The following is an 18,353-nucleotide window of genomic DNA, read 5'->3' on the forward strand; positions in this document are numbered from 1 at the left end:
CGATACATTTTACTTTTCCATCAGCTTCATCATTTCCTGCAGCACTGCTTTGTCGTCAAAGGGATGTTTCACGCCTTTGATCTCCTGGTATTTTTCATGTCCTTTACCAGCCACCAGGATAATATCTTCCGGGTTAGCCAGGCTGATAGCCGTTTTAATGGCTTCCTTCCTGTCGGTAATAGACAGCACTTTCTTTCTTTGGTGCACTGGCACACCTGCTTCCATCTCGTGTATGATGGCCTCAGGCTCTTCAGAGCGCGGGTTGTCTGATGTCAGGATCACCCGGTCGCTGTGCTCTGCCGCTACCTGCGCCATTACAGGGCGCTTGGCCCGGTCACGGTCGCCGCCGCAGCCCACCACGGTAATCACCTGCTCGTTGCCTTTACGCAGGTTCTTGATGGTGGCCAGTACATTCAGCAGCGCATCCGGCGTATGGGCATAATCTATAATTCCCATTACCTTTTCCTTTGCCGAAAGGATGTAATCAAAGCGGCCTTCAGCGCCCTGCAGGTTGCTGAGCGCCTGCAGCACCGTGTGTTTATCCTGTCCCAGCAATACGGCTGCACCATATACTGCCAGCAGGTTATAGGCATTGAACTCACCGATCAGCCGGAAATGTACTTCCTGCTCGCCTATCTGCATGATCAGGCCGGTGAGATTATTTTCCAGTATCTTTCCTTTGAAATCGGCCATGCTGCGCAAACTGTAGGCGGCTTTACGCGCTTTGGTGTTTTGCAGCATCACATTACCACGCTTGTCGTCGATATTGGTCAGCGCAAAGGCGGTATTGGGCAGGCCGTCAAAGAATGATTTCTTCACCCGGATGTACTCATCAAATGTTTTATGGTAGTCCAGGTGATCATGGGTGATATTGCTAAAGATGCCGCCCGCAAACTTCAATCCTGCGATCCTTTGCTGGTGAACGGCATGTGAGCTTACCTCCATAAAAGCATACTGGCATCCTTCTTCCACCATCCTGGCCAGCAAGGCATTGAGACTGATGGCGTCAGGGGTGGTATGGGTGGCCGGTATAACGGTATCGCCTATTTGATTCTGTACGGTAGACAATAATCCGCATTTATAGCCCAGCTGAGTGTACAGCCGGAATAGCAGCGTGGCGATGGTGGTTTTACCATTGGTACCGGTAACACCAACCAGTTGCAAATGGCGGGAGGGATGTTGGTAAAAGTTGTCGGCCATTACACCGCAGGCGGCTGTACTGTCAGCAACAAGCACATAGCATACCTGCTCCTGCAATGTTTCCGGCGGTGTTTCACAGATGATGGCAGCAGCGCCTTGTTCAATAGCTTTACTGATAAAGGCATGGCCGTCTGTATGCACTCCCCTGATGGCAATGAACACATCGCCGGGGCTTACCGCCCTGGAATCAATGCGCAATTCGTTCACGGTAATATCATTATTTCCGTGAACGGCCTGAATGCTTACATTATATAATATATCCCTCAGCATTAACTTAATTCTATGATGATCTTTTGATCTTTTCCAATTTTCGTACCTCCCGGGATAGACTGGGCGGTTACCTTACCGCTTCCCCTGATCTCCACCCGGAGGCCTGCATTTTCCAACAGGTACAGTGCGTCTTTCAATCCCATGCCAGTCACATCGGGTACCGCGCCTTTGGCCTGGTCAACAGGTTCCAGCTCTACTTTCCTCTGCTTGTTCACCCCGGCGCTTACCCAGTTGGTGCTGCTTACAGCGCCTTCCCAGGGCAGGTGCAGGGTGTTCAGGATCTCTTTCAGCTCGCTGCCTTTACCGTTTTTAAGCGCCAGCAGGGTGTCTACCTGGATGCGGCTTTGTAAAGGCTTTTGTTTTTCCACAGCAATGGCGTAGAGCTTGTCTGCCACTTCGCGGAATACCGGGCCTGCTACGGAAGCGCCATAGAACCGGGCCGCATGCGGCTTGTTTTTGATCACTACCACGCAGGTGTATTGCGGATCATTGGCCGGGAAATAACCGGCGAATGAGGACTGATAGATCTTATCTGCATAACCGCGTTTACCATTGGCCACCAGTGCAGTACCGGTTTTACCAGCGATGGAGTAATACGGTGTCCACAGTTTTTTCGCAGTGCCTTCCAGCACTACGCCTTCCAGCATTTTCTTCACCTGCCGCAGCGTGCTCTGTGAGCAGATGCTGTCCATTACTACAATCGGCTCGATCTCTTTTACCGGTTTGCCGTATTCCATGATGCTGTTCACCAGGTATGGCCTCATCATTTTACCGTTGTTGGCCACTGCATTGTACAGCATGCACGTTTGCAGGGGGCTTACCAGCACTTCGTAACCGAAGGCCATCCAGGGAAGGCTGGTAGCGCTCCAGGTACGGGAGGCGGTGTTCTTGATGATCGGATCACCTTCGCCCATCAGGTCTATCCCGGTTTTCTGATCGAGCTTCAGCTGTTTGAGCCGGGCTACGAAATCATTCGGCCTTTTATAATAATATTGGTAGGCCAGTTTGGCCATACCTACATTAGAGCTCAGTTCAAATGCCTGCTTAATAGTAACGTTGGTGCGGTGATGCGGTTCAGAATCGTACACGGTTCTGCGTCCAACCTGCCAACGGCCATAGTTCAGGTCTACCATACCGTTCATGGTGGTGAAGCGGTCTTCCAGCACAGCGATCACGGTAGCCAGTTTGAAGGTGGATCCGGGCTCGCCTACCTGCAGGGCGTGGTTCATATCTTCCCAGTAGCTGCCATCGGGTTGCCTGCCCAGGTTAGCGATGGCTTTTATTTTACCGGTTTTTACCTCCATCAGTATACAGGAGCCGAATTCGGCCTCGTTCTGTTCCATCATGTTCATGAGGGCGGTTTCTACAATGTCCTGCATGTTCACATCCAGGGTGGTGATGATATCCCTGCCGTTCTCGGGCTCTATGTCGTAACCTTCCACAGGAACAAAGGTGCCGCCGGCGATGCGCCGCATCAGTCTTTTACCGGTTACCCCTTTCAGGTAATCGTCGTATGTTCTTTCCAATCCTACGTTCTGTGCGTTTTCGCGGGACAGGCCGATGGTCCTGTTGGCCAACAGCTTGAACGGATTGATACGTTTATTCTTGGTCTCTGCGATCAGGCCGCCTTTGTTGGCGCCCAGCCGGAACATCGGGAAGCGGCGTACTTCGCGGTACTGGTTAAAGGGAACGTCCCTTTTCAGCAGGAAGTAGCGGTCTTTGCTTTTGTAGCCTTCCCGCAGGAGCTGCTTGTATTCCCGTGGCGTACGGTCGCCGAACAGCTGGGAAAGACGAATGGACAATGAATCAACATTGTCTGTAAATACTTTACCATCTTTCGCCCGGAGGCCGTCGGCTGCAAAGTCTATGCGCAGGTCGAAGTAGGGGACTGAAGTAGAGAGCATCCTGCCTTCTTCAGAGTAGATGGTGCCTCTTTCGGCATCCAGTGATACGTAGCTGGTGTGCAGGCTGTCTGCCATGCCGCGCCAGTATGCACCATCCACATTCTGCAGTATGAACACTTTGACTAGTATGATCACGCCAAACAGTACCATGCCGATAAAGCATATGTACGCCCTCCATAGTATGTCTTTCTTTACTTCCAATGGTCTACTTTTCTTCTTTTTTCACTACTATTTTTTGCGGCGGATTACTCAGTTCTTTTAATCCCAGCGGTTCTACGGCTTTGCTTACTTCACTCAGTTTACTCCGGAACATCAATTCGCTTTTTACGTTCAGGTATTCCCAGCGCAGCTCTTTGATCTCCCGGCTCAGTTTATTGATACGGCGGACCTTCTTTTCCGCCAGGTGACTGTTCGCGATATACACCAGGGCCAGCGCGCTCAGGAAGAGGATGAAAGGCATGTTCCCTACCAGCGCGCGGTAATTGATCCGCAGGCGCCATTCTCTTTTCTCCTCCGGAAGCACCGGCGTTTCCAGGGTTTCCTCCTGGTTGTTGTCTATTATTGCTTCCTCCATCGTCGTCATTATTAATTATATACTACAACAATAATGAAGTGCGGACGGACTAATATGCCGATGATAATTTTTGAAAGTAAATCACAACTGAAACTGTCCGTTATAAATAATCACATCAGCATATCAGCGCCCGCACATCATTTGTTAAATCTTTTCTGCTATTCTCAGTTTTGCGCTTCTGGATCTGGAATTTACTTTCAGTTCCGCGGCGCCTGCAATAATTGGCTTTTTGGTAATCAACTTGAAGGTCTTAGGGGGAGTTTCGGTGGTGAAAGTGTAAGTCGGATCCTGGACCTCAAAGCTTCCAGTTTTCATGAAATTTTTCACCAGCCGGTCTTCCAGGGAATGGAAGGTGATGATGGCCAGTCTGCCTCCTGGCTTTAATACCTGGGCTGATTGTTGTAACAGATCTTTCAACGCGCCCAGCTCGTCATTTACAGCTATCCGCAGGGCCTGGAACACTTGCGCCAGGTATTTTTGCGGGTTGCCTTTTACGATGGGCTGTATCAGGGACTTAAATTCGCCAATGGTGCGCAGGGGGTGCAACTTGCGTTGCTGTACAATGGTTTTTGCCAGTGTGCGGGCATTGGTCACTTCCCCGTAATCCTGGAAGAGCAGGTGCAGCTGCGGTTCTGAATAGGTTTGCAGGATCTGCGCTGCGGTCAGGGGTGAACGTGTGTCCATGCGCATGTCCATATTACCTTCAAAACGGGTGCTGAAACCTCTTTCTGCAGTGTCGAACTGGTAGCTGGAAACCCCGAGGTCTGCCAGTATCCCATCCACTTCGGCGGCTTTGTGGAGCTTCAGAAAGCGCTGAAGGTGCCGGAAGTTCTGCTGAACAAAGGTCACACGCTCGTCCTCGATACGGTTACGGTAAGCATCCTCATCCTGGTCAAATACCAGTAGCCGGCCCTTTTCGCCCAGTTTTGAAAGGATGGCCCTGGAATGGCCGCCCCCGCCAAAGGTAGCGTCCACATAGGTGCCGTCAGGGCGGATCTCCAGGTTGTCGATCACTTCCTGCAGCAGTACGGGTAGATGATATTGAGATGCTTCTTCCATTAATTGTCCCCGGTCATCACCTGTTGCGCCAGATCACTGAAGGCCCCTGGTGAGAAATTTTCAAAGAACTCCTGGTACTTACTTTTATCCCAGATCTCGATTTTATTGGTAGCCGCCGCCAGCACAATGTCTTTCTCAAGGCTGGCATACGTCATCAGGTTTTTGGGGATCAATAATCTCCCCGCTGAATCACTCTCCAGAATGGTTGCACCATTCAAAAAATAGCGGCGGAATTCTCTAACTTTCGGATCAAAATCGTTCAACTTGCTGATTCGCTCAAATATGGGCTGCCATTCATTCATCGGATACAAGGTTAAGCACTTCTCAAAGCCTCGGTTCAGCACAAACTGCTCTCCTGCGCCTTCCGCCAGCTGCTTTTTAAAGCCAGCAGGTAGGAGGAAGCGCCCTTTTGCATCCAGCGTAGCCTCATATTCTCCCAGAAAACCTGTCATACTGTGGGGCGAAAGTCCTTGAAATCCATTTTCTAACACAAAATAACACTTTTTCCCACTTTTTAACGAAAAAATGAATTATAAATTTTTTCCACAGAAGGGAATTGCCCAAACTATTGGCATTACAACGGGGATGGGCAAGTGGGGGTGTGAATTGCTACGGATCACATGTTAATAACCTGTGTAAAACACGCATTTATTTGTGGATAAAGCTACTTCAGGCTCATCCATTGGGATTTTATCCGTTAAAATGGAGGAAGCTAACCGCTAAAAGCCAACTGCTAAAAGCTATCTCTCAGCCTTTTGCAAAATTTTAACACCTCACAATATTGTCCAGCCTTACATTTACATTTAATTCGTAACTTTGCCCTTCTTTTATGCGGAAAATTTTTATATACATCAGCCTTTTTGTCCTGGTCGCAGCCGCCGCTTGTAATTCGGAACTGCGCAGGATTGAAAAAAGTAAGGACTTTGCCAAAAAACTGGCCTATGCCGATAAGCTGTACACAAAAAAGAAATATACCCAGGCCCAGCTGCTGTATGAAGAATTGTTCCCTGTTTACAAGGGTACCGATAAATTTGAGCCTATCTATTACAAATACGCCTACTGCTCTTATTATGTAAAGGACTACGTACAGGCTGCTTTCCACTTCAAGAACTACCTGGACGCTTTCCCGAACAGCCCCCACGCCCTGGAGGTAGACTATATGCAGGCTTATTGCTACTATAAACAGTCGCCCAAAGTAGCGCTGGACCAGACCAATACCGTGAAGGCCATCGCAGCCATGCAGACCTTCATCAACAACTATCCCACCTCAGATAAACTGTCTGAAGCCAACCTGGTGATAGAACTGTGCCGCCGTAAACTGGAAAAGAAAGAATATAACGCCGCTGAACTGTATTATAACCTTGGCTACTACAAATCCGCCGCCATCTCATTCAAGAACCTGATGCGCAACTACCCGGATTCTGATAAAAGCGATGCCTATAAGTATATGGCTATCAAGGCTTATTATCAATATGCCAGGAACAGTATCATTGAAAGGCAGAAAGAACGCTATGAAGAGGTGCTGACAGAATACATGGACTTTGCCGACCACTATCCCAGCAGCAAGATCAAGCCTGATGCTGAGAAGTACTATGCTATGGCCCAGGACAATATCAAAACGCTGGACAACGAGATCGATAGGATCGAGAAGGAACGCGCCCGCAGGCTTAAGATGATGAAGGGTAAGGGCGACAGCACCAATAGCACTCCCGGTACTATCAACAGTACAATCGATAAACTGAAACTCAATAATAATAATTCTGATAACACTAATAAACCCTTGGAGAATGAGCAAAATAAAGAGAAGTCTAACCAGTAGTATCAATCCCTGGGTAGAAACAAAAAATACCACGGAGATCAAAGGCAAAACAGGCAATTTATATGAATCCATTGCCGTTATAGCCAAGCGCGCCAACCAGATCAACATATCTGTGAAGGAAGAGCTGCACTCCAAGCTGGAAGAATTTGCCAGCCACACTGATAACCTGGAAGAAGTACATGAGAACAAGGAGCAGATAGAAATATCCCGCTTCTATGAAAGAATGGCCAACCCGGCTATCCAGGCTACACAGGAGTTCCTGGAAGACAAGATCTACTTCCGCAGAAATGATGATGATCTGTACAGCTGATAGAGATCTTATAACTATAATAAGTTGAAGCAGAGCGGCAGGACAATTTTTTTCTGCCGCTTTTGTTTTGTAGCTTGCCATATAAGCCGGTTGCCAACCGGTGTTTTACACCATATATCCATGTTGCAAGGAAAAAAGATCTTATTAGGCGTATCCGGCAGCATCGCTGCCTACAAAGCAGCGCATCTTATCCGCCTGCTGATAAAGGAAGGCGCCCAGGTAAAAGTGGTGATGACCGCAGCTGCCTGTGATTTTATTACCCCGCTGACATTATCCACCTTATCTAAAAATGAGGTGCTTGTTTCCATTAACAATAACCAGAGCTGGAACAATCATGTAATGCTCGGCCGCTGGGCCGATGTAATGCTGGTTGCGCCCGCCTCCGCCAATACGCTCGCCAAAATGGCGCAGGGCCTCTGTGATAACCTGCTGCAGGCGGTGTACCTTTCCGCTACATGCCCGGTATGTTTTGCACCCGCCATGGATGAGGATATGTGGCATCACCCGGCTACCCGCAACAATATTGAAAAGCTCCTGTCTTACGGTCACCGGCAGATCCCCGTGGAAAGCGGCGAACTGGCCAGCGGCCTGGTAGGAGAAGGCCGCATGGCAGAACCGGAGCATATCATCGATTTTCTACACCGGCATTTTTCTTCGCCCAGGAACGGTGTACAAGCCTCCCAGCCCCTGAAAGGCAAGCTGGCTCTGGTAACCGCCGGCCCTACGGTAGAACCGATAGACCCGGTCCGTTTTATCAGCAACCACTCCAGCGGTAAAATGGGCATTGCAATAGCAGACGCCCTGGCCGCCGCAGGCGCCACGGTAAAGCTGGTACTGGGCCCTACCCGTTTCGGGCCCACCGCTCCCAATGTAGAGACCATACCCGTGAAAACAGCGGCAGATATGTTCAATAGCTGTATCGCCAACTACCCGATGGCCGATATTGTAGTCATGGCAGCCGCTGTAGCCGATTATCGTCCCAGGGTCATTGTAGACAAAAAGATCAAAAAGGCGGATGAAGGTATGACACTGGAGTTGGAAAAAACACATGATATCCTGCGTACCCTTGGCAATAACAAAGGAACAGATCAGCTGCTGGTAGGCTTCTCCCTGGAAACCAATAACGAGAAAGAATACGCGCTGAAAAAGCTCCATGAGAAGAACCTTGACATGATCGTGCTGAATTCCCTGAACGACGAAGGCGCCGGATTTAACCATGACACCAATAAAGTGACCCTGTTTGACCGCAAGGGCAGGGAAACGGCGCTTCCGCTCAAATCAAAGCAGGAAGTGGCAAAGGATATTGTATCGGCTATAATTGAATTGCAAGATGGCAAATAAAATAATCGTTAGCCTGCTGCTGATGGCCGGCAGCCTGCTTGGCGGCTTTACCGCTGCTGCGCAGGAGATCAGGGCCAATGTAACGGTAGTGGCCCAGCAGATCACCGGCGTAGACAAGAAAGTGTTCACCACCCTCCAGAACGCTATCAAGGAATTCCTGAATAACCGCCGCTGGACAGGAGACTCCTATACACCTGCCGAAAGGATAGAATGCAATTTTATGCTGAACATCCAGCAGGAGATAGGCACCAATGCATACAAGGCGGCCCTCACCATACAGGCTACCCGACCGGTGTATAATTCCGGCTATGTAACCAGCCTGCTCAACACCCAGGATAATAACGTGGCCTTCCGCTATGTAGAGTTCCAGCCACTGGAATTCAGCGATAACCGGGTGGTGGCCAATGATCCGCTGGTGTCTAACCTTACGGCTACACTGGCTTATTATGTATATATTATACTGGGCCTGGACTATGATTCATTTTCACCAAGGGGAGGAGATGACTTCTTCAAGAAGGCCCTCAATATTGTGAGCAATGCACCAGACGGTAAGGATATCGCCGGCTGGAAAGCATTTGAGGGTAACCGTAACCGTTACTGGCTGCAGGATAACCTGCTGAACGCCAAGTTCAGCCGCTTTCATGATGTAATGTACCAATACCACCGCCAGGGCCTGGACCAGATGTACGATAATATGAACAAAGGCCGCGCTGCCATCATGAATAGCCTGAATATGCTCTACGCTATTCACCAGGATATTCCCAACTCAATGCTGTTGCAGGTATTCTTTACCGCCAAGGCGGATGAGCTGCAGAAGATCTTCTCTAAAGCACCTCCGCAGGATAAATCCCGTGCGGCACAGATGCTGGCTCAGATGGACATAACAAACGCGAACAAATACCAGCAGATGAAATAGCTATGTGCAGCAAATTTTTAAAATTTATTATACTGATAAGTTGTATAGCGGGCGCCTGCGGACAAGCAGATAAAGTGCCTCCCAATGTACTGTCTAAAGAAAAGATGCGCGATGTGCTGCTGGATATGAATATTGCCGATGCCCACAGCTATGATATCCGGCAGGGCGATAATATGCCTTTGCCTGATTCTCTCCGCCAGGCGAAGGTGAAGGAATACTACCGCCAGATATTGGATCTGCACCAGATACCTGTAAAAGATTTCATGAAAAGCTACAGCTATTATGAGTCTCATCCCGACAGGCTGAAAGAAGTATATGTGATGATGCAGGCAGCAGTTGCTCAAAAGCGCAGCGTACTGGAAGGTGAAGAAAGACAGCAACAATATGCTGCGGAACCATCAATGTTTTTTCCATATCCGAATAATGCTGTAATTTCAAAAAAACAGGATACCATCCTGCCTTTTCTTAAAAGACCGCAAAACGCTAAAGACTCAACGCAAAACGCCAAACATAATGTAGGAAGCGTTCAGCATTAAGCGTTCAGCGTTCTGCATAAAATATAAAACACCAAAACATGAACAAAGTTGTGGCGAATGCCGACGAGGCACTGCACGATGTTCCGGATGGCGCTGTATTGATGTTGGGTGGTTTTGGCTTATGCGGTATCCCGGAAAATAGTATTGCTGCGCTTGTGCGCAAAGGCGTTAAAGAGCTCACCTGTATATCCAATAATGCCGGTGTGGATGATTTTGGCCTTGGCCTGCTCTTAAAGACGCGGCAGATCAAAAAAATGCTTTCTTCCTATGTGGGAGAGAACGCTGAATTTGAAAGACAGCTGCTGAGCGGCGAACTGGAAGTGGACCTCATTCCCCAGGGTACCCTGGCCACCCGCATACAAATGGCAGGTATGGGCATTCCCGCCTTTTTTACACCTGCCGGTTACGGTACTGAAATAGCCAACGGAAAAGAGACCCGCGAGTTCAACGGTAAACAATACCTGATGGAACTGGCCCTGCATGCAGATTTTGCTATTGTGAAAGCCTGGAAAGGCGATGCCATGGGTAATCTCGTGTTCCGCAAAACCACCCGTAACTTCAGCACATCCATGGCGAAGGCGGGCAATATTACCATTGCAGAAGTTGAGCAGCTGGTGGCCCCGGGCGAACTGGATCCCGACCAGGTACACGTTCCCGGTATCTATGTGCACCGCATTTTCCAGGGCAGCAACTACGAAAAGCGCATAGAGCGCAAGACGGTAAAGATGTAGACCGCTCACCAACGCGTTGTTTACCTTTTTCTTTTTACTCTTTAATTTTTCCAACATGCCTTTAGATAAATATGGTATTGCCAAAAGGATCGCGCAGGAGCTGGAAGATGGGATGTATGTAAACCTGGGGATCGGCATCCCAACACTGGTATCTAACTATATTCCGGCCGGGATCTCCATTATGCTGCAATCCGAGAACGGGATGCTGGGCATGGGCCCTTACCCGGCAGAAGAAGAAATAGATCCCGATCTGATCAATGCCGGGAAAGAAACGGTGACCCTGTTGCCTGGCGGCGCTTATTTCGATTCTGCCGAAAGCTTTGGTATGATACGCGCCGGTAAGGTAGACCTTACCGTGCTGGGCGCCATGGAAGTGTCTGACAACGGCGATATCGCCAACTGGAAAATACCCGGCAAAATGGTGAAAGGCATGGGTGGCGCTATGGACCTGGTGGCCTCAGCCCGCAATATCATTGTGGCAATGATGCATACCAACCCAAAGGGTGAAAGCAAACTGCTGCCACAATGCACTTTACCTCTTACAGGCGTGAATTGTGTAAAGAAGGTGGTGACAGACCTGGCGGTGCTGGACGTAACACCCCAGGGGTTTAAATTACTGGAAAGAGCGCCCGGTGTCAGCGTAGAAGAGATCCAGGCTAAAACCGCCGGCCGCCTGATCATCGACGGACATATACCTGAAATGAAAATATGATAAAAGCAGTTGCAGGGCTGGTTCTTGTATCAAATTTTCGTAACTTAACAGACCCGTAAACTGTCACCCAAAAAGCGTTCGAAGTGCAAGTTGGATATATTTGTTACAACGGGAGATTTATCCCCGCAACAGAACCCATTTTTACGGCAGATAACCGTTCTTTCCGCTATGGAGATGGTTGTTTTGAAACCATGAAGGTCTACCAGGGCCAGATCCTACTGGCGGATCTCCATTTTGAAAGGCTCATAACGAGCATGAACCGTCTCCATTTTGACCTGCCGCTCCATTTCACCAAAGAATATTTTACCAGGCTGATCACGGAATTGTGTAATAAGAATGGCGTTTCCCGCCTGGCGAGGGTGCGTCTCTCTGTTTTCCGTTCCAACGGCGGTTTCTATGAACCAACCGATAACACGCCCAGCTTTGTGATACAATGCGGGGAGTTGAGCCGCAGGATCTTTGAGCTGAATGAGGACGGGCTCACCGTAGATATCTTTCCTGATGCCCGCAAAAGCAGCGACAAACTCTCCAGCATCAAATCCAATAACTGTCTCGCCTATGTGATGGCCGCAATGTTTGCCCGGCAGCAGATGCTGGATGAAGCGATATTGCTGAACCACCAGGGCCGGGTGGCAGATACCACCAATGCAAATATTTTCATTGTCCGCGGTCAGCATATTATCACGCCGCCCTTGTCTGAAGGCGGGGTTTGCGGCGTGATGCGCAGATATCTGTTGAAAACCGAACTGCCATTTAAAATAGAAGAGTACCCGCTTACCATTGCCGACCTCGAAATGGCGGATGAGATCTTTCTCACGAATGCCATCTACGGCATCCGCTGGGTAGGCCTTTTCAGGGACAGCAGCTATGGCAACGCCACAGCCGCTATCCTGCATGAAGTACTTTTTGAACAGCTCTTAGCTACCAAGAGTTAACGGCTTACTGCCGCTTCCATCAGCCTGTCTACTGCTGCATGTCCCTCGTCTCCGAGACCGAGGCTGAAGTCGTTTACATACAGGTCAATATGCTGACGCATGACCTTTTCATCCATCTCCTGCGCGTGTTGCTTCACATAGTCAGACAGCTGCGGATAATTTTTATAAGCGTATTGCAGGCTTTGATAGATCAGCTCATCTACCTGTTGCTGCACTGCTTCAGGAACGTCCTTGCGTATAAAGATGCCTCCTAAGGGAATAGGGCTGCCGGTAGTGCTTTCCCAATACTCGCCCAGGTCAATGATCTTTACCAGTCCTTTTTGCTGATAGGTGAAACGGTTCTCATGAATGATCACGCCCACATCTGCCCGGCCGTCCAGCACTGCATTCTCAATATCGGAGAAGATCATGATCTGCTTGTTTTTCGCTTCCGGGAAGGCGATGGAGAACAGCAGGTTTGCAGTGGTATTCTCGCCCGGGATAGCGATCCGGCAGTTTTTGATCTCCTCTTGCGAAATAGGTCTTTTAGCGATCAGCAAAGGCCCGCAACCACGGCCCAGGGCACTGCCGCTGTTCAGCAGGCGGTATTTTTCCTTCACTTTCAGGTATACGGCGAAGCTTAGTTTGGTAATGGCCAGTTTGCCTTCCAGCGCCCATTTGTTAAGGGTTTCCACGTCTTCCAGCGCTGTGTCGAATTGCAGCTCTCCTGTTCCTATCTTATTATTCACCATGGCATCGAAAATGAAGGTATCATTCGGGCAGGGTGAAAAGCCTAACGATAAATGCATATATCTTAAAAGTTTTATTGTTTGAAGTTTGAGGTTTGAGGTTTGAAGTTCGTTAAAGGTTCGAGGTTTAAATTAAGCGCCAGGCACTACCGTTAAACGTCTCACTTTCAACGAACCTCAAACCTCAAACTTCAGACCTCAAACGTTCCACATATTTTATCAGCGTTTCATTCAGCTGTTTTACCGCCAGCGGTATGTTCCATTTACTTCTGTCCCTTGCCTCTACGTAGTTGGAGATACTGCGCAGCTGCAGAAAGGGCACTGCTTCCTGCAGGCAGGCAAAGTGAAAAGCGGCTCCTTCCATACTTTCTATATCCGGGGCATATTTTTGTTCCAGGCGCTCAACAGAGGTTAGGCTGCCGGTTACCATATTGATGCTGATACCTTTGGCAAGCGGCAGTTCGGGCACAAAGGGCAGTCCTGAAAAAGTATTTACAAGACTATTGCCGTTGAAAGGCGCCAGCCCTTCAGACCAAAGCCCGGTATCAAAAAGATCTTTAAATGTGCCATTGTCGTCCACGCCCAGGTCGCCCAGCTGTTCGCTACTAATCATCACTACCTGTCCCAACTGCCAGCTGCGGCGGAAGCTGCCTGCTATCCCGGCCTGTATGGCCAGGTCAGGTTTTTTCCGGGCCAGTTCCCTACCCAGGTGCCAGGCAGTATGCATGAGACCGATACCGCCTATCAGGATGTCCACCTGACAACTTCCCGGAGCGCCATTTTGGGCCAGATATTCCTGGAACGGCTTGATTTCCAGTGCCGTTGCAGCGGTAACCAGTAGATTCATCCTGTAAACTTACGCCCGACTCGCGGATTAATGGTATTTTTGCGGAAAATTTTGTTAAAGTAATGATCTATTTAACGCGTGTGGAGAATTTCAATGCTGCGCACAAATTGTCCAATCCCGCATGGAGTAAGGAAAAGAACCAGGAAGTATTCGGTAAATGTGCCAACGACAACTGGCATGGTCATAACTATGAACTGCACGTAACCATCAAAGGCACTCCTGATAAAGAAACAGGGTTTGTCTTCAATGCTAAAACACTGGGTGACATTATAAAGGATGAGATCGTGGAGAAGGTAGATCACCGTAATCTGAACCTGGATGTTGAATTCATGGCAGGGAAGTTCACTTCTGCCGAAAACCTGGCGATAGCCATATGGGATGAGCTGGCCAAGAACCTGCCTCCCGAAGTACAGCTGCATTGTATCAAATTATATGAAACACCACGGATCTACGTGGAATATTACGGGGGCAAATAAAATGGCGTATAAAAAGATCGAACAATTTGACGACAGGGTCACGTCAGACCTGATGAAGAATTACAGGGAGTGTTTGCAGCTGATAGGAGAGAATGCGGATAGGGAAGGATTGCAGAAAACCCCCGAGCGTATGGCTAAAGCCATGCAGTATCTTACGCAGGGCTACCAGCTGGATGCCAAGGCAATCCTGCGGGCGGCCAAATTCACGGAGGCATACAGTGAAATGGTGATCGTAAAGGATATAGAGCTCTATTCCCTGTGCGAGCACCATATGCTGCCCTTTTTCGGAAAGGCGCATGTGGCCTATATCCCTAATGGCTACATCACAGGGCTGAGCAAAATAGCGCGTGTAGTGGATGTATATGCCCGTCGTTTACAGGTACAGGAGCGCTTAACGCACCAGATCCTGAACGCCATCCAGGAAACGCTGGAGCCGCTGGGCGTGGCAGTGGTAATTGAGGCGCAGCACCTTTGCATGATGATGCGCGGGGTGCAGAAGCAGAACTCAGTTACAACTACTTCCGCGTTCTCCGGCGAGTTTGAAGATGGCCGTACCCGTTCAGAATTTATGCGCCTGATCAGCGCCAATCTCATTGGAAAATAGTCCATAGTCGATAGTCCATGGTCCATAGCATATACCTCCGGGTTAGTAATCAACCTATGCCTGATATGCTATGGACCATGGACTATCGACTATGGACTAATATTCTATCTTTGCACCGCTATTTCAAACAACAACCAAGAGTAAATGAAGCACGCTTACGTATTTCCCGGTCAGGGATCACAATTCCCTGGAATGGGCAAGAACCTGTATGAAGCCAGCACCAAAGCGAAAGAGTTATTTGAGAAAGCCAATGATATATTGGGTTTCCGTATCTCCGATACCATGTTCAGCGGTACGGAAGAAGACCTTAAACAAACCAAAGTAACACAACCTGCAGTTTTCCTACACGCAGTGGTGGCTTACCTGGGCATAGAAAACGCCCGCCCCGATATGGTAGCCGGCCATTCCCTCGGAGAATTCTCTGCACTGGTAGCCAACGGTGTGCTCACCTTTGAAGATGCCTTGCGCCTGGTATCCATCCGCGCAATGGCCATGCAGCGCGCCTGCGAAATGCAGCCTTCTACCATGGCAGCCGTACTGGCGCTGGATGATGCAAAGGTGGAAGAAATATGTGCCGCGGTGACCGCCGAAACCGGTGAGGTAGTAGTGCCTGCCAACTATAACTGTCCTGGCCAGCTGGTGATCTCCGGTACGGTGAATGCCGTGAACATCGCCTGCGAGAGAATGAAGGCAGCCGGTGCAAAGAGAGCCCTGGTATTACCGGTAGGCGGCGCTTTCCACTCTCCATTGATGGCGCCTGCCAAAGAAGAGCTGCAGGCTGCTATTGAAAGCACCACTTTCAGCACACCTTCCTGCCCTGTGTACCAGAACGTAGTGGCCAGGGCCGTTACAGATCCTGTACAGATCAGGCAAAATCTGATTGATCAGCTGACAGGCGCTGTACGCTGGACACAATCCGTACAAGCTATGGTAGCCGATGGCGCATCACAGTTCACGGAAGTAGGCCCCGGTAAAGTATTACAAGGCCTCGTTACCAAGATCCATAAAGAGGCTGCCGTAAACGGCGTTAGTTGATCATCTCCATTTCATATTGAGATACGGTAGGCGTGAAACCTGCCCTTAGCAGGAACTGCTGCAGGCCCCGGTTTTCATCTGTAATATTAGTGATGGAAAAAGGGCCCTGCAGCATTTTTGTTATATGCTGCAGCATGGCGCTGCCAATGCCCTGCCGCCGGTACTGCGGACGCACGGCCAGTTGCCGGATGCGTTTGTTCCCGGTATATACGCTTACAAAACCCACGGCCGTTTCTTTTTCATAAGCGATCCAGGTAACGGTATCCGGTCCTTCCCGCTGAATGCTGTCTGAGCTGTTAGACCAGCTGGGCAGTTGATCCCCAAAGCTGTTCAGTAAGGTCCAGTCGGGCGATACAATTGGCTTCAGCTGAATGTCTTTCTTTATACGCGGCTGATGCGGCTGCCCTTTATAGCAATGGAACAGGCGGCTGGTTTTAAAGCCGCTGCTGGTATAAGCGCTGATAGCAGGGGTATTCGTAGTGATCACTTCCAGTATAATGCGTCGTATGCCTTGCTCCCCGAAGATAGGTTTGAATTGTGCATACATCTGCCGTACCAAACGCCTTCCCCTGAAGGCGGGTATTACGCCGGTACCGCCATTGTACAGCATTTGAGGCCCTGGCCAGGTATCGGCGCCATGCAGTATCAGGCCTGTCAGCAGGTTCCCGGAAAAAGCGCCGATGCTTTGAGACAGCTGTATGTTCTCTCCCTGGATCTTCTGTTCCAGTAGCGGCAGCGTAAGCTGTATAGGCACAATATAATCGCTGAACGCCAGGTTAAAAGCCTCGCAGAGCGCTGGCAGGGGAGTGTTTTCGAGTGTGTCAAAACGGATCATAAAACAGCTGTTAGCTTTTGGCTATTAGCTCCTAGCCGCCGTCGTTAGCTGCTAACGGCTAGCTGCTAACAGCTAGATATCTATACTTGCATTCCACCACTCCGGGTCAAACTTCGCCTGGTATTTGCGATAAAAGTTAATGGCAGGCTCGTTCCATTCCAACACCTGCCAGCTAATACCATGAAACTGTTTTTCTTTGGCTTCGGCAATGAGCCTGTCAAACAGTAATCCGCCGATACCCTTACCGCGCCAGCTTTCTGTCACCACGATATCTTCAAGGTACATGCGGCAGCCTTTCCAGGTAGAATAACGGATGTAGTAGAGCGCAAACCCTACAATGGTTTCCTGTCCCTGCTCAGTGCTCACTGCTGCAAAGGCTTTCCATACCGGGTTATCTCCAAAGCCGGCATTCGTGAAATGCTCCAGGCTTACAGTTACCTCCTGCCTTGCCTTCTCATAGGTGGCTAACTCCAGGATCAGCTCCAGCAGCCGTGCGCAATCTTCTCTTCGTGCGTCCCTTATCGTTACACTCATGTTTATGTTTAATATGTTTACTGGTACCAAAAATACAATATCCTTCCCTGCTTAAAGCGGTATATTTGCTTATTGCCGGCAAACCCGGCAGCGTTATGATAACATCATCCTCCTTTTACGCTGGGGTTCCCCGGCATTTAGTGGCAGTGGATTGTATAATTTTTGGATTTGAGGACAGCAGGCTGAAATTACTGATCATTCAACGCAAGGTGGATCCGAAACAGGGGGAATGGTCGTTGGTGGGCGGCTTTGTACAGGAGCAGGAAAGTACAGACGCCGCGGCAGCCCGGGTATTAAGACAAACCACCGGCCTGGAAGATATCTTCATGGAACAGCTGAAATGTTACGGAGAAGTGGAACGGGATACCGGGGCAAGAGTGATCTCCGTGGCGTATTATGCCCTGATCCGCGTTAAAGAGCATGATCATATCCTCGCGGAAGAACACGGTGCGCACTGGTTAGAGCTGCACCAGATTCCACCGCTTATTTTTGACCATGGAGATATGATCACCGACGCCCTGAAGAAGCTGCGGGACAATGCGCACTTCCATCCCATCGGCTTTGAGCTGCTGCCAGAGAAGTTTACCCTGTCCCAGCTGCGCAGCCTTTACGAGGAAATATACCAGCACGAGCTGGACAAACGCAACTTCCGCAAAAAGATCCTTTCCATGGGCATCCTGGAGAAGCTGGAAGAAAAAGATAAGACCACCTCAAAGAAAGGCGCCCACCTCTATCGCTTCGATAAGCATAAGTACCAGCAACTTACAAAACGGGGCTTCGTATTTGAGATATAATAGCACTATGCTTTTCATGTTCATATTTTAGTTACATTCACGTATCATATTTCTTTTTACATAGAGAATTATTAGTATACGATAAGGTGCAATGCAGGGGAGGGTGCCACCACACAATAAAAGCATATTGATTGGATCGCATTCGATGTAGTAAACAACTAAAAAGCGGAGCATTATGTATTTGGCTGCTGAG

At 49.3% G+C, this 18,353-nt stretch carries 21 protein-coding genes; 12 read left to right on the top strand and 9 right to left on the bottom strand.

Going from position 1 to position 18,353, the window contains the following annotated elements; all coding sequences use genetic code 11:
* Positions 1-9 precede the first annotated feature (9 nt).
* The 5 genes from ACR9Y8_RS22525 to mraZ all read right to left on the bottom strand — a co-directional run bounded on the left by ACR9Y8_RS22525 (position 10) and on the right by mraZ (position 5,498).
* A complete protein-coding gene (locus ACR9Y8_RS22525; protein ID WP_481215508.1) occupies positions 10-1,470 on the bottom strand; it encodes a UDP-N-acetylmuramoyl-L-alanyl-D-glutamate--2,6-diaminopimelate ligase in 1,461 nt (486 codons plus the stop codon).
* Entirely contained in the window at positions 1,470-3,575 is a 2,106-nt protein-coding gene (locus tag ACR9Y8_RS22530; RefSeq protein ID WP_481215509.1) for a penicillin-binding protein, read from the bottom strand. Before ACR9Y8_RS22530 ends, ACR9Y8_RS22525 begins: the two co-directional genes overlap by 1 nt.
* A 4-nt stretch (positions 3,576-3,579) precedes the next feature.
* Complete coding sequence (locus ACR9Y8_RS22535) at positions 3,580-3,948, bottom strand: FtsL-like putative cell division protein (RefSeq protein WP_481215510.1); 369 nt, start codon at positions 3,946-3,948, stop codon at positions 3,580-3,582.
* A gap of 144 nt (positions 3,949-4,092) precedes the next feature.
* The gene (gene rsmH, locus ACR9Y8_RS22540) at positions 4,093-5,007 is read right to left on the bottom strand and encodes a 16S rRNA (cytosine(1402)-N(4))-methyltransferase RsmH (RefSeq protein WP_481215511.1); all 915 of its coding nucleotides are present in this window, start codon (positions 5,005-5,007) and stop codon (positions 4,093-4,095) included.
* Positions 5,007-5,498, bottom strand: a complete 492-nt coding sequence (gene mraZ / locus ACR9Y8_RS22545) for a division/cell wall cluster transcriptional repressor MraZ (protein ID WP_481215512.1) — start codon at positions 5,496-5,498, stop codon at positions 5,007-5,009. Before mraZ ends, rsmH begins: the two co-directional genes overlap by 1 nt.
* 338 nt (positions 5,499-5,836) lie before the next feature.
* Here mraZ and ACR9Y8_RS22550 point away from each other — a divergent pair, with 338 nt between their 5' ends.
* The 8 genes from ACR9Y8_RS22550 (at position 5,837) to ACR9Y8_RS22585 (ending at position 12,307) form a co-directional block, all read left to right on the top strand.
* The gene (locus tag ACR9Y8_RS22550; RefSeq protein ID WP_481215513.1) at positions 5,837-6,826 is read left to right on the top strand and encodes an outer membrane protein assembly factor BamD; all 990 of its coding nucleotides are present in this window, start codon (positions 5,837-5,839) and stop codon (positions 6,824-6,826) included.
* Positions 6,795-7,136, top strand: a complete 342-nt coding sequence (locus ACR9Y8_RS22555) for a DNA-directed RNA polymerase subunit omega (RefSeq protein ID WP_298731963.1) — start codon at positions 6,795-6,797, stop codon at positions 7,134-7,136. Before ACR9Y8_RS22550 ends, ACR9Y8_RS22555 begins: the two co-directional genes overlap by 32 nt.
* Before the next feature lie 120 nt (positions 7,137-7,256).
* Positions 7,257-8,477, top strand: coding sequence for a bifunctional phosphopantothenoylcysteine decarboxylase/phosphopantothenate--cysteine ligase CoaBC (coaBC, locus tag ACR9Y8_RS22560; RefSeq protein WP_481215514.1), 1,221 nt, complete (start codon positions 7,257-7,259; stop codon positions 8,475-8,477).
* Positions 8,467-9,393: a type IX secretion system protein PorD gene (gene porD / locus ACR9Y8_RS22565; protein WP_481215515.1), complete on the top strand. Its 927-nt coding sequence runs from the start codon at positions 8,467-8,469 to the stop codon at positions 9,391-9,393. The genes coaBC and porD overlap by 11 nt, the downstream gene beginning before the upstream one ends.
* Positions 9,394-9,395: 2 nt before the next feature.
* On the top strand, positions 9,396-9,929 hold the full coding sequence (locus ACR9Y8_RS22570) for a DUF4296 domain-containing protein (RefSeq protein ID WP_481215516.1): 534 nt from the start codon (positions 9,396-9,398) through the stop codon (positions 9,927-9,929).
* Positions 9,930-9,967: 38 nt separating this feature from the next.
* Positions 9,968-10,660: a CoA transferase subunit A gene (locus ACR9Y8_RS22575; RefSeq protein WP_481215517.1), complete on the top strand. Its 693-nt coding sequence runs from the start codon at positions 9,968-9,970 to the stop codon at positions 10,658-10,660.
* Positions 10,661-10,715: 55 nt separating this feature from the next.
* Positions 10,716-11,372 (top strand): CoA transferase subunit B, encoded by a 657-nt coding sequence (locus ACR9Y8_RS22580; protein WP_481215518.1) that lies wholly within the window; start codon positions 10,716-10,718, stop codon positions 11,370-11,372.
* Between the two features lie 83 nt (positions 11,373-11,455).
* Positions 11,456-12,307 carry an aminotransferase class IV gene (locus ACR9Y8_RS22585; protein WP_481215519.1) on the top strand — a complete coding sequence of 284 codons (852 nt, stop codon included), beginning with the start codon at positions 11,456-11,458 and terminating at the stop codon, positions 12,305-12,307.
* On the opposite strand, the gene ACR9Y8_RS22590 is transcribed toward ACR9Y8_RS22585, so the two are convergent.
* Complete coding sequence (locus ACR9Y8_RS22590; protein ID WP_481215520.1) at positions 12,304-13,095, bottom strand: 1,4-dihydroxy-6-naphtoate synthase; 792 nt, start codon at positions 13,093-13,095, stop codon at positions 12,304-12,306. The two genes, ACR9Y8_RS22585 and ACR9Y8_RS22590, sit on opposite strands and share 4 nt — an antisense overlap.
* A gap of 124 nt (positions 13,096-13,219) precedes the next feature.
* Positions 13,220-13,882, bottom strand: coding sequence for a futalosine hydrolase (mqnB, locus tag ACR9Y8_RS22595; RefSeq protein ID WP_481215521.1), 663 nt, complete (start codon positions 13,880-13,882; stop codon positions 13,220-13,222).
* A gap of 62 nt (positions 13,883-13,944) precedes the next feature.
* On the opposite strand from mqnB, the gene ACR9Y8_RS22600 reads away from it, so the two are divergent.
* The 3 genes from ACR9Y8_RS22600 to fabD all read left to right on the top strand — a co-directional run bounded on the left by ACR9Y8_RS22600 (position 13,945) and on the right by fabD (position 15,997).
* Positions 13,945-14,358, top strand: a complete 414-nt coding sequence (locus ACR9Y8_RS22600) for a 6-pyruvoyl trahydropterin synthase family protein (protein WP_481215522.1) — start codon at positions 13,945-13,947, stop codon at positions 14,356-14,358.
* Entirely contained in the window at positions 14,315-14,962 is a 648-nt protein-coding gene (gene folE, locus ACR9Y8_RS22605) for a GTP cyclohydrolase I FolE (protein ID WP_481215523.1), read from the top strand. The genes ACR9Y8_RS22600 and folE overlap by 44 nt, the downstream gene beginning before the upstream one ends.
* A 144-nt stretch (positions 14,963-15,106) precedes the next feature.
* Entirely contained in the window at positions 15,107-15,997 is an 891-nt protein-coding gene (gene fabD, locus ACR9Y8_RS22610) for an ACP S-malonyltransferase (protein WP_481215524.1), read from the top strand.
* Here fabD and ACR9Y8_RS22615 read toward each other — a convergent pair.
* Both ACR9Y8_RS22615 and ACR9Y8_RS22620 read right to left on the bottom strand, forming a co-directional pair.
* Entirely contained in the window at positions 15,990-16,832 is an 843-nt protein-coding gene (locus ACR9Y8_RS22615) for a GNAT family N-acetyltransferase (RefSeq protein ID WP_481215525.1), read from the bottom strand. The two genes, fabD and ACR9Y8_RS22615, sit on opposite strands and share 8 nt — an antisense overlap.
* A gap of 72 nt (positions 16,833-16,904) precedes the next feature.
* Positions 16,905-17,366 (bottom strand): N-acetyltransferase family protein, encoded by a 462-nt coding sequence (locus ACR9Y8_RS22620; RefSeq protein ID WP_481215526.1) that lies wholly within the window; start codon positions 17,364-17,366, stop codon positions 16,905-16,907.
* A gap of 95 nt (positions 17,367-17,461) precedes the next feature.
* On the opposite strand from ACR9Y8_RS22620, the gene ACR9Y8_RS22625 reads away from it, so the two are divergent.
* On the top strand, positions 17,462-18,160 hold the full coding sequence (locus tag ACR9Y8_RS22625) for an NUDIX hydrolase (RefSeq protein WP_481215527.1): 699 nt from the start codon (positions 17,462-17,464) through the stop codon (positions 18,158-18,160).
* Positions 18,161-18,353 lie beyond the last annotated feature (193 nt).

The organism is Chitinophaga sp. SVR4-12A (genome assembly GCF_056754765.1).

What these genes read in the sequence shown, in the direction of transcription:
- ACR9Y8_RS22525 (WP_481215508.1), bottom strand. Translation starts at nt 1,470, where the DNA reads ATGCTGAGGGATATATTATATAATGTAAGCATTCAGGCCGTTCACGGA.
- ACR9Y8_RS22535 (WP_481215510.1), bottom strand. Translation starts at nt 3,948, where the DNA reads ATGGAGGAAGCAATAATAGACAACAACCAGGAGGAAACCCTGGAAACG.
- rsmH (WP_481215511.1), bottom strand. Translation starts at nt 5,007, where the DNA reads ATGGAAGAAGCATCTCAATATCATCTACCCGTACTGCTGCAGGAAGTG.
- ACR9Y8_RS22550 (WP_481215513.1), top strand. Translation starts at nt 5,837, where the DNA reads ATGCGGAAAATTTTTATATACATCAGCCTTTTTGTCCTGGTCGCAGCC.
- ACR9Y8_RS22555 (WP_298731963.1), top strand. Translation starts at nt 6,795, where the DNA reads ATGAGCAAAATAAAGAGAAGTCTAACCAGTAGTATCAATCCCTGGGTA.
- coaBC (WP_481215514.1), top strand. Translation starts at nt 7,257, where the DNA reads ATGTTGCAAGGAAAAAAGATCTTATTAGGCGTATCCGGCAGCATCGCT.
- porD (WP_481215515.1), top strand. Translation starts at nt 8,467, where the DNA reads ATGGCAAATAAAATAATCGTTAGCCTGCTGCTGATGGCCGGCAGCCTG.
- ACR9Y8_RS22570 (WP_481215516.1), top strand. Translation starts at nt 9,396, where the DNA reads ATGTGCAGCAAATTTTTAAAATTTATTATACTGATAAGTTGTATAGCG.
- ACR9Y8_RS22575 (WP_481215517.1), top strand. Translation starts at nt 9,968, where the DNA reads ATGAACAAAGTTGTGGCGAATGCCGACGAGGCACTGCACGATGTTCCG.
- ACR9Y8_RS22580 (WP_481215518.1), top strand. Translation starts at nt 10,716, where the DNA reads ATGCCTTTAGATAAATATGGTATTGCCAAAAGGATCGCGCAGGAGCTG.
- ACR9Y8_RS22590 (WP_481215520.1), bottom strand. Translation starts at nt 13,095, where the DNA reads ATGCATTTATCGTTAGGCTTTTCACCCTGCCCGAATGATACCTTCATT.
- mqnB (WP_481215521.1), bottom strand. Translation starts at nt 13,882, where the DNA reads ATGAATCTACTGGTTACCGCTGCAACGGCACTGGAAATCAAGCCGTTC.
- ACR9Y8_RS22600 (WP_481215522.1), top strand. Translation starts at nt 13,945, where the DNA reads ATGATCTATTTAACGCGTGTGGAGAATTTCAATGCTGCGCACAAATTG.
- folE (WP_481215523.1), top strand. Translation starts at nt 14,315, where the DNA reads ATGAAACACCACGGATCTACGTGGAATATTACGGGGGCAAATAAAATG.
- fabD (WP_481215524.1), top strand. Translation starts at nt 15,107, where the DNA reads ATGAAGCACGCTTACGTATTTCCCGGTCAGGGATCACAATTCCCTGGA.
- ACR9Y8_RS22615 (WP_481215525.1), bottom strand. Translation starts at nt 16,832, where the DNA reads ATGATCCGTTTTGACACACTCGAAAACACTCCCCTGCCAGCGCTCTGC.
- ACR9Y8_RS22620 (WP_481215526.1), bottom strand. Translation starts at nt 17,366, where the DNA reads ATGAGTGTAACGATAAGGGACGCACGAAGAGAAGATTGCGCACGGCTG.
- ACR9Y8_RS22625 (WP_481215527.1), top strand. Translation starts at nt 17,462, where the DNA reads ATGATAACATCATCCTCCTTTTACGCTGGGGTTCCCCGGCATTTAGTG.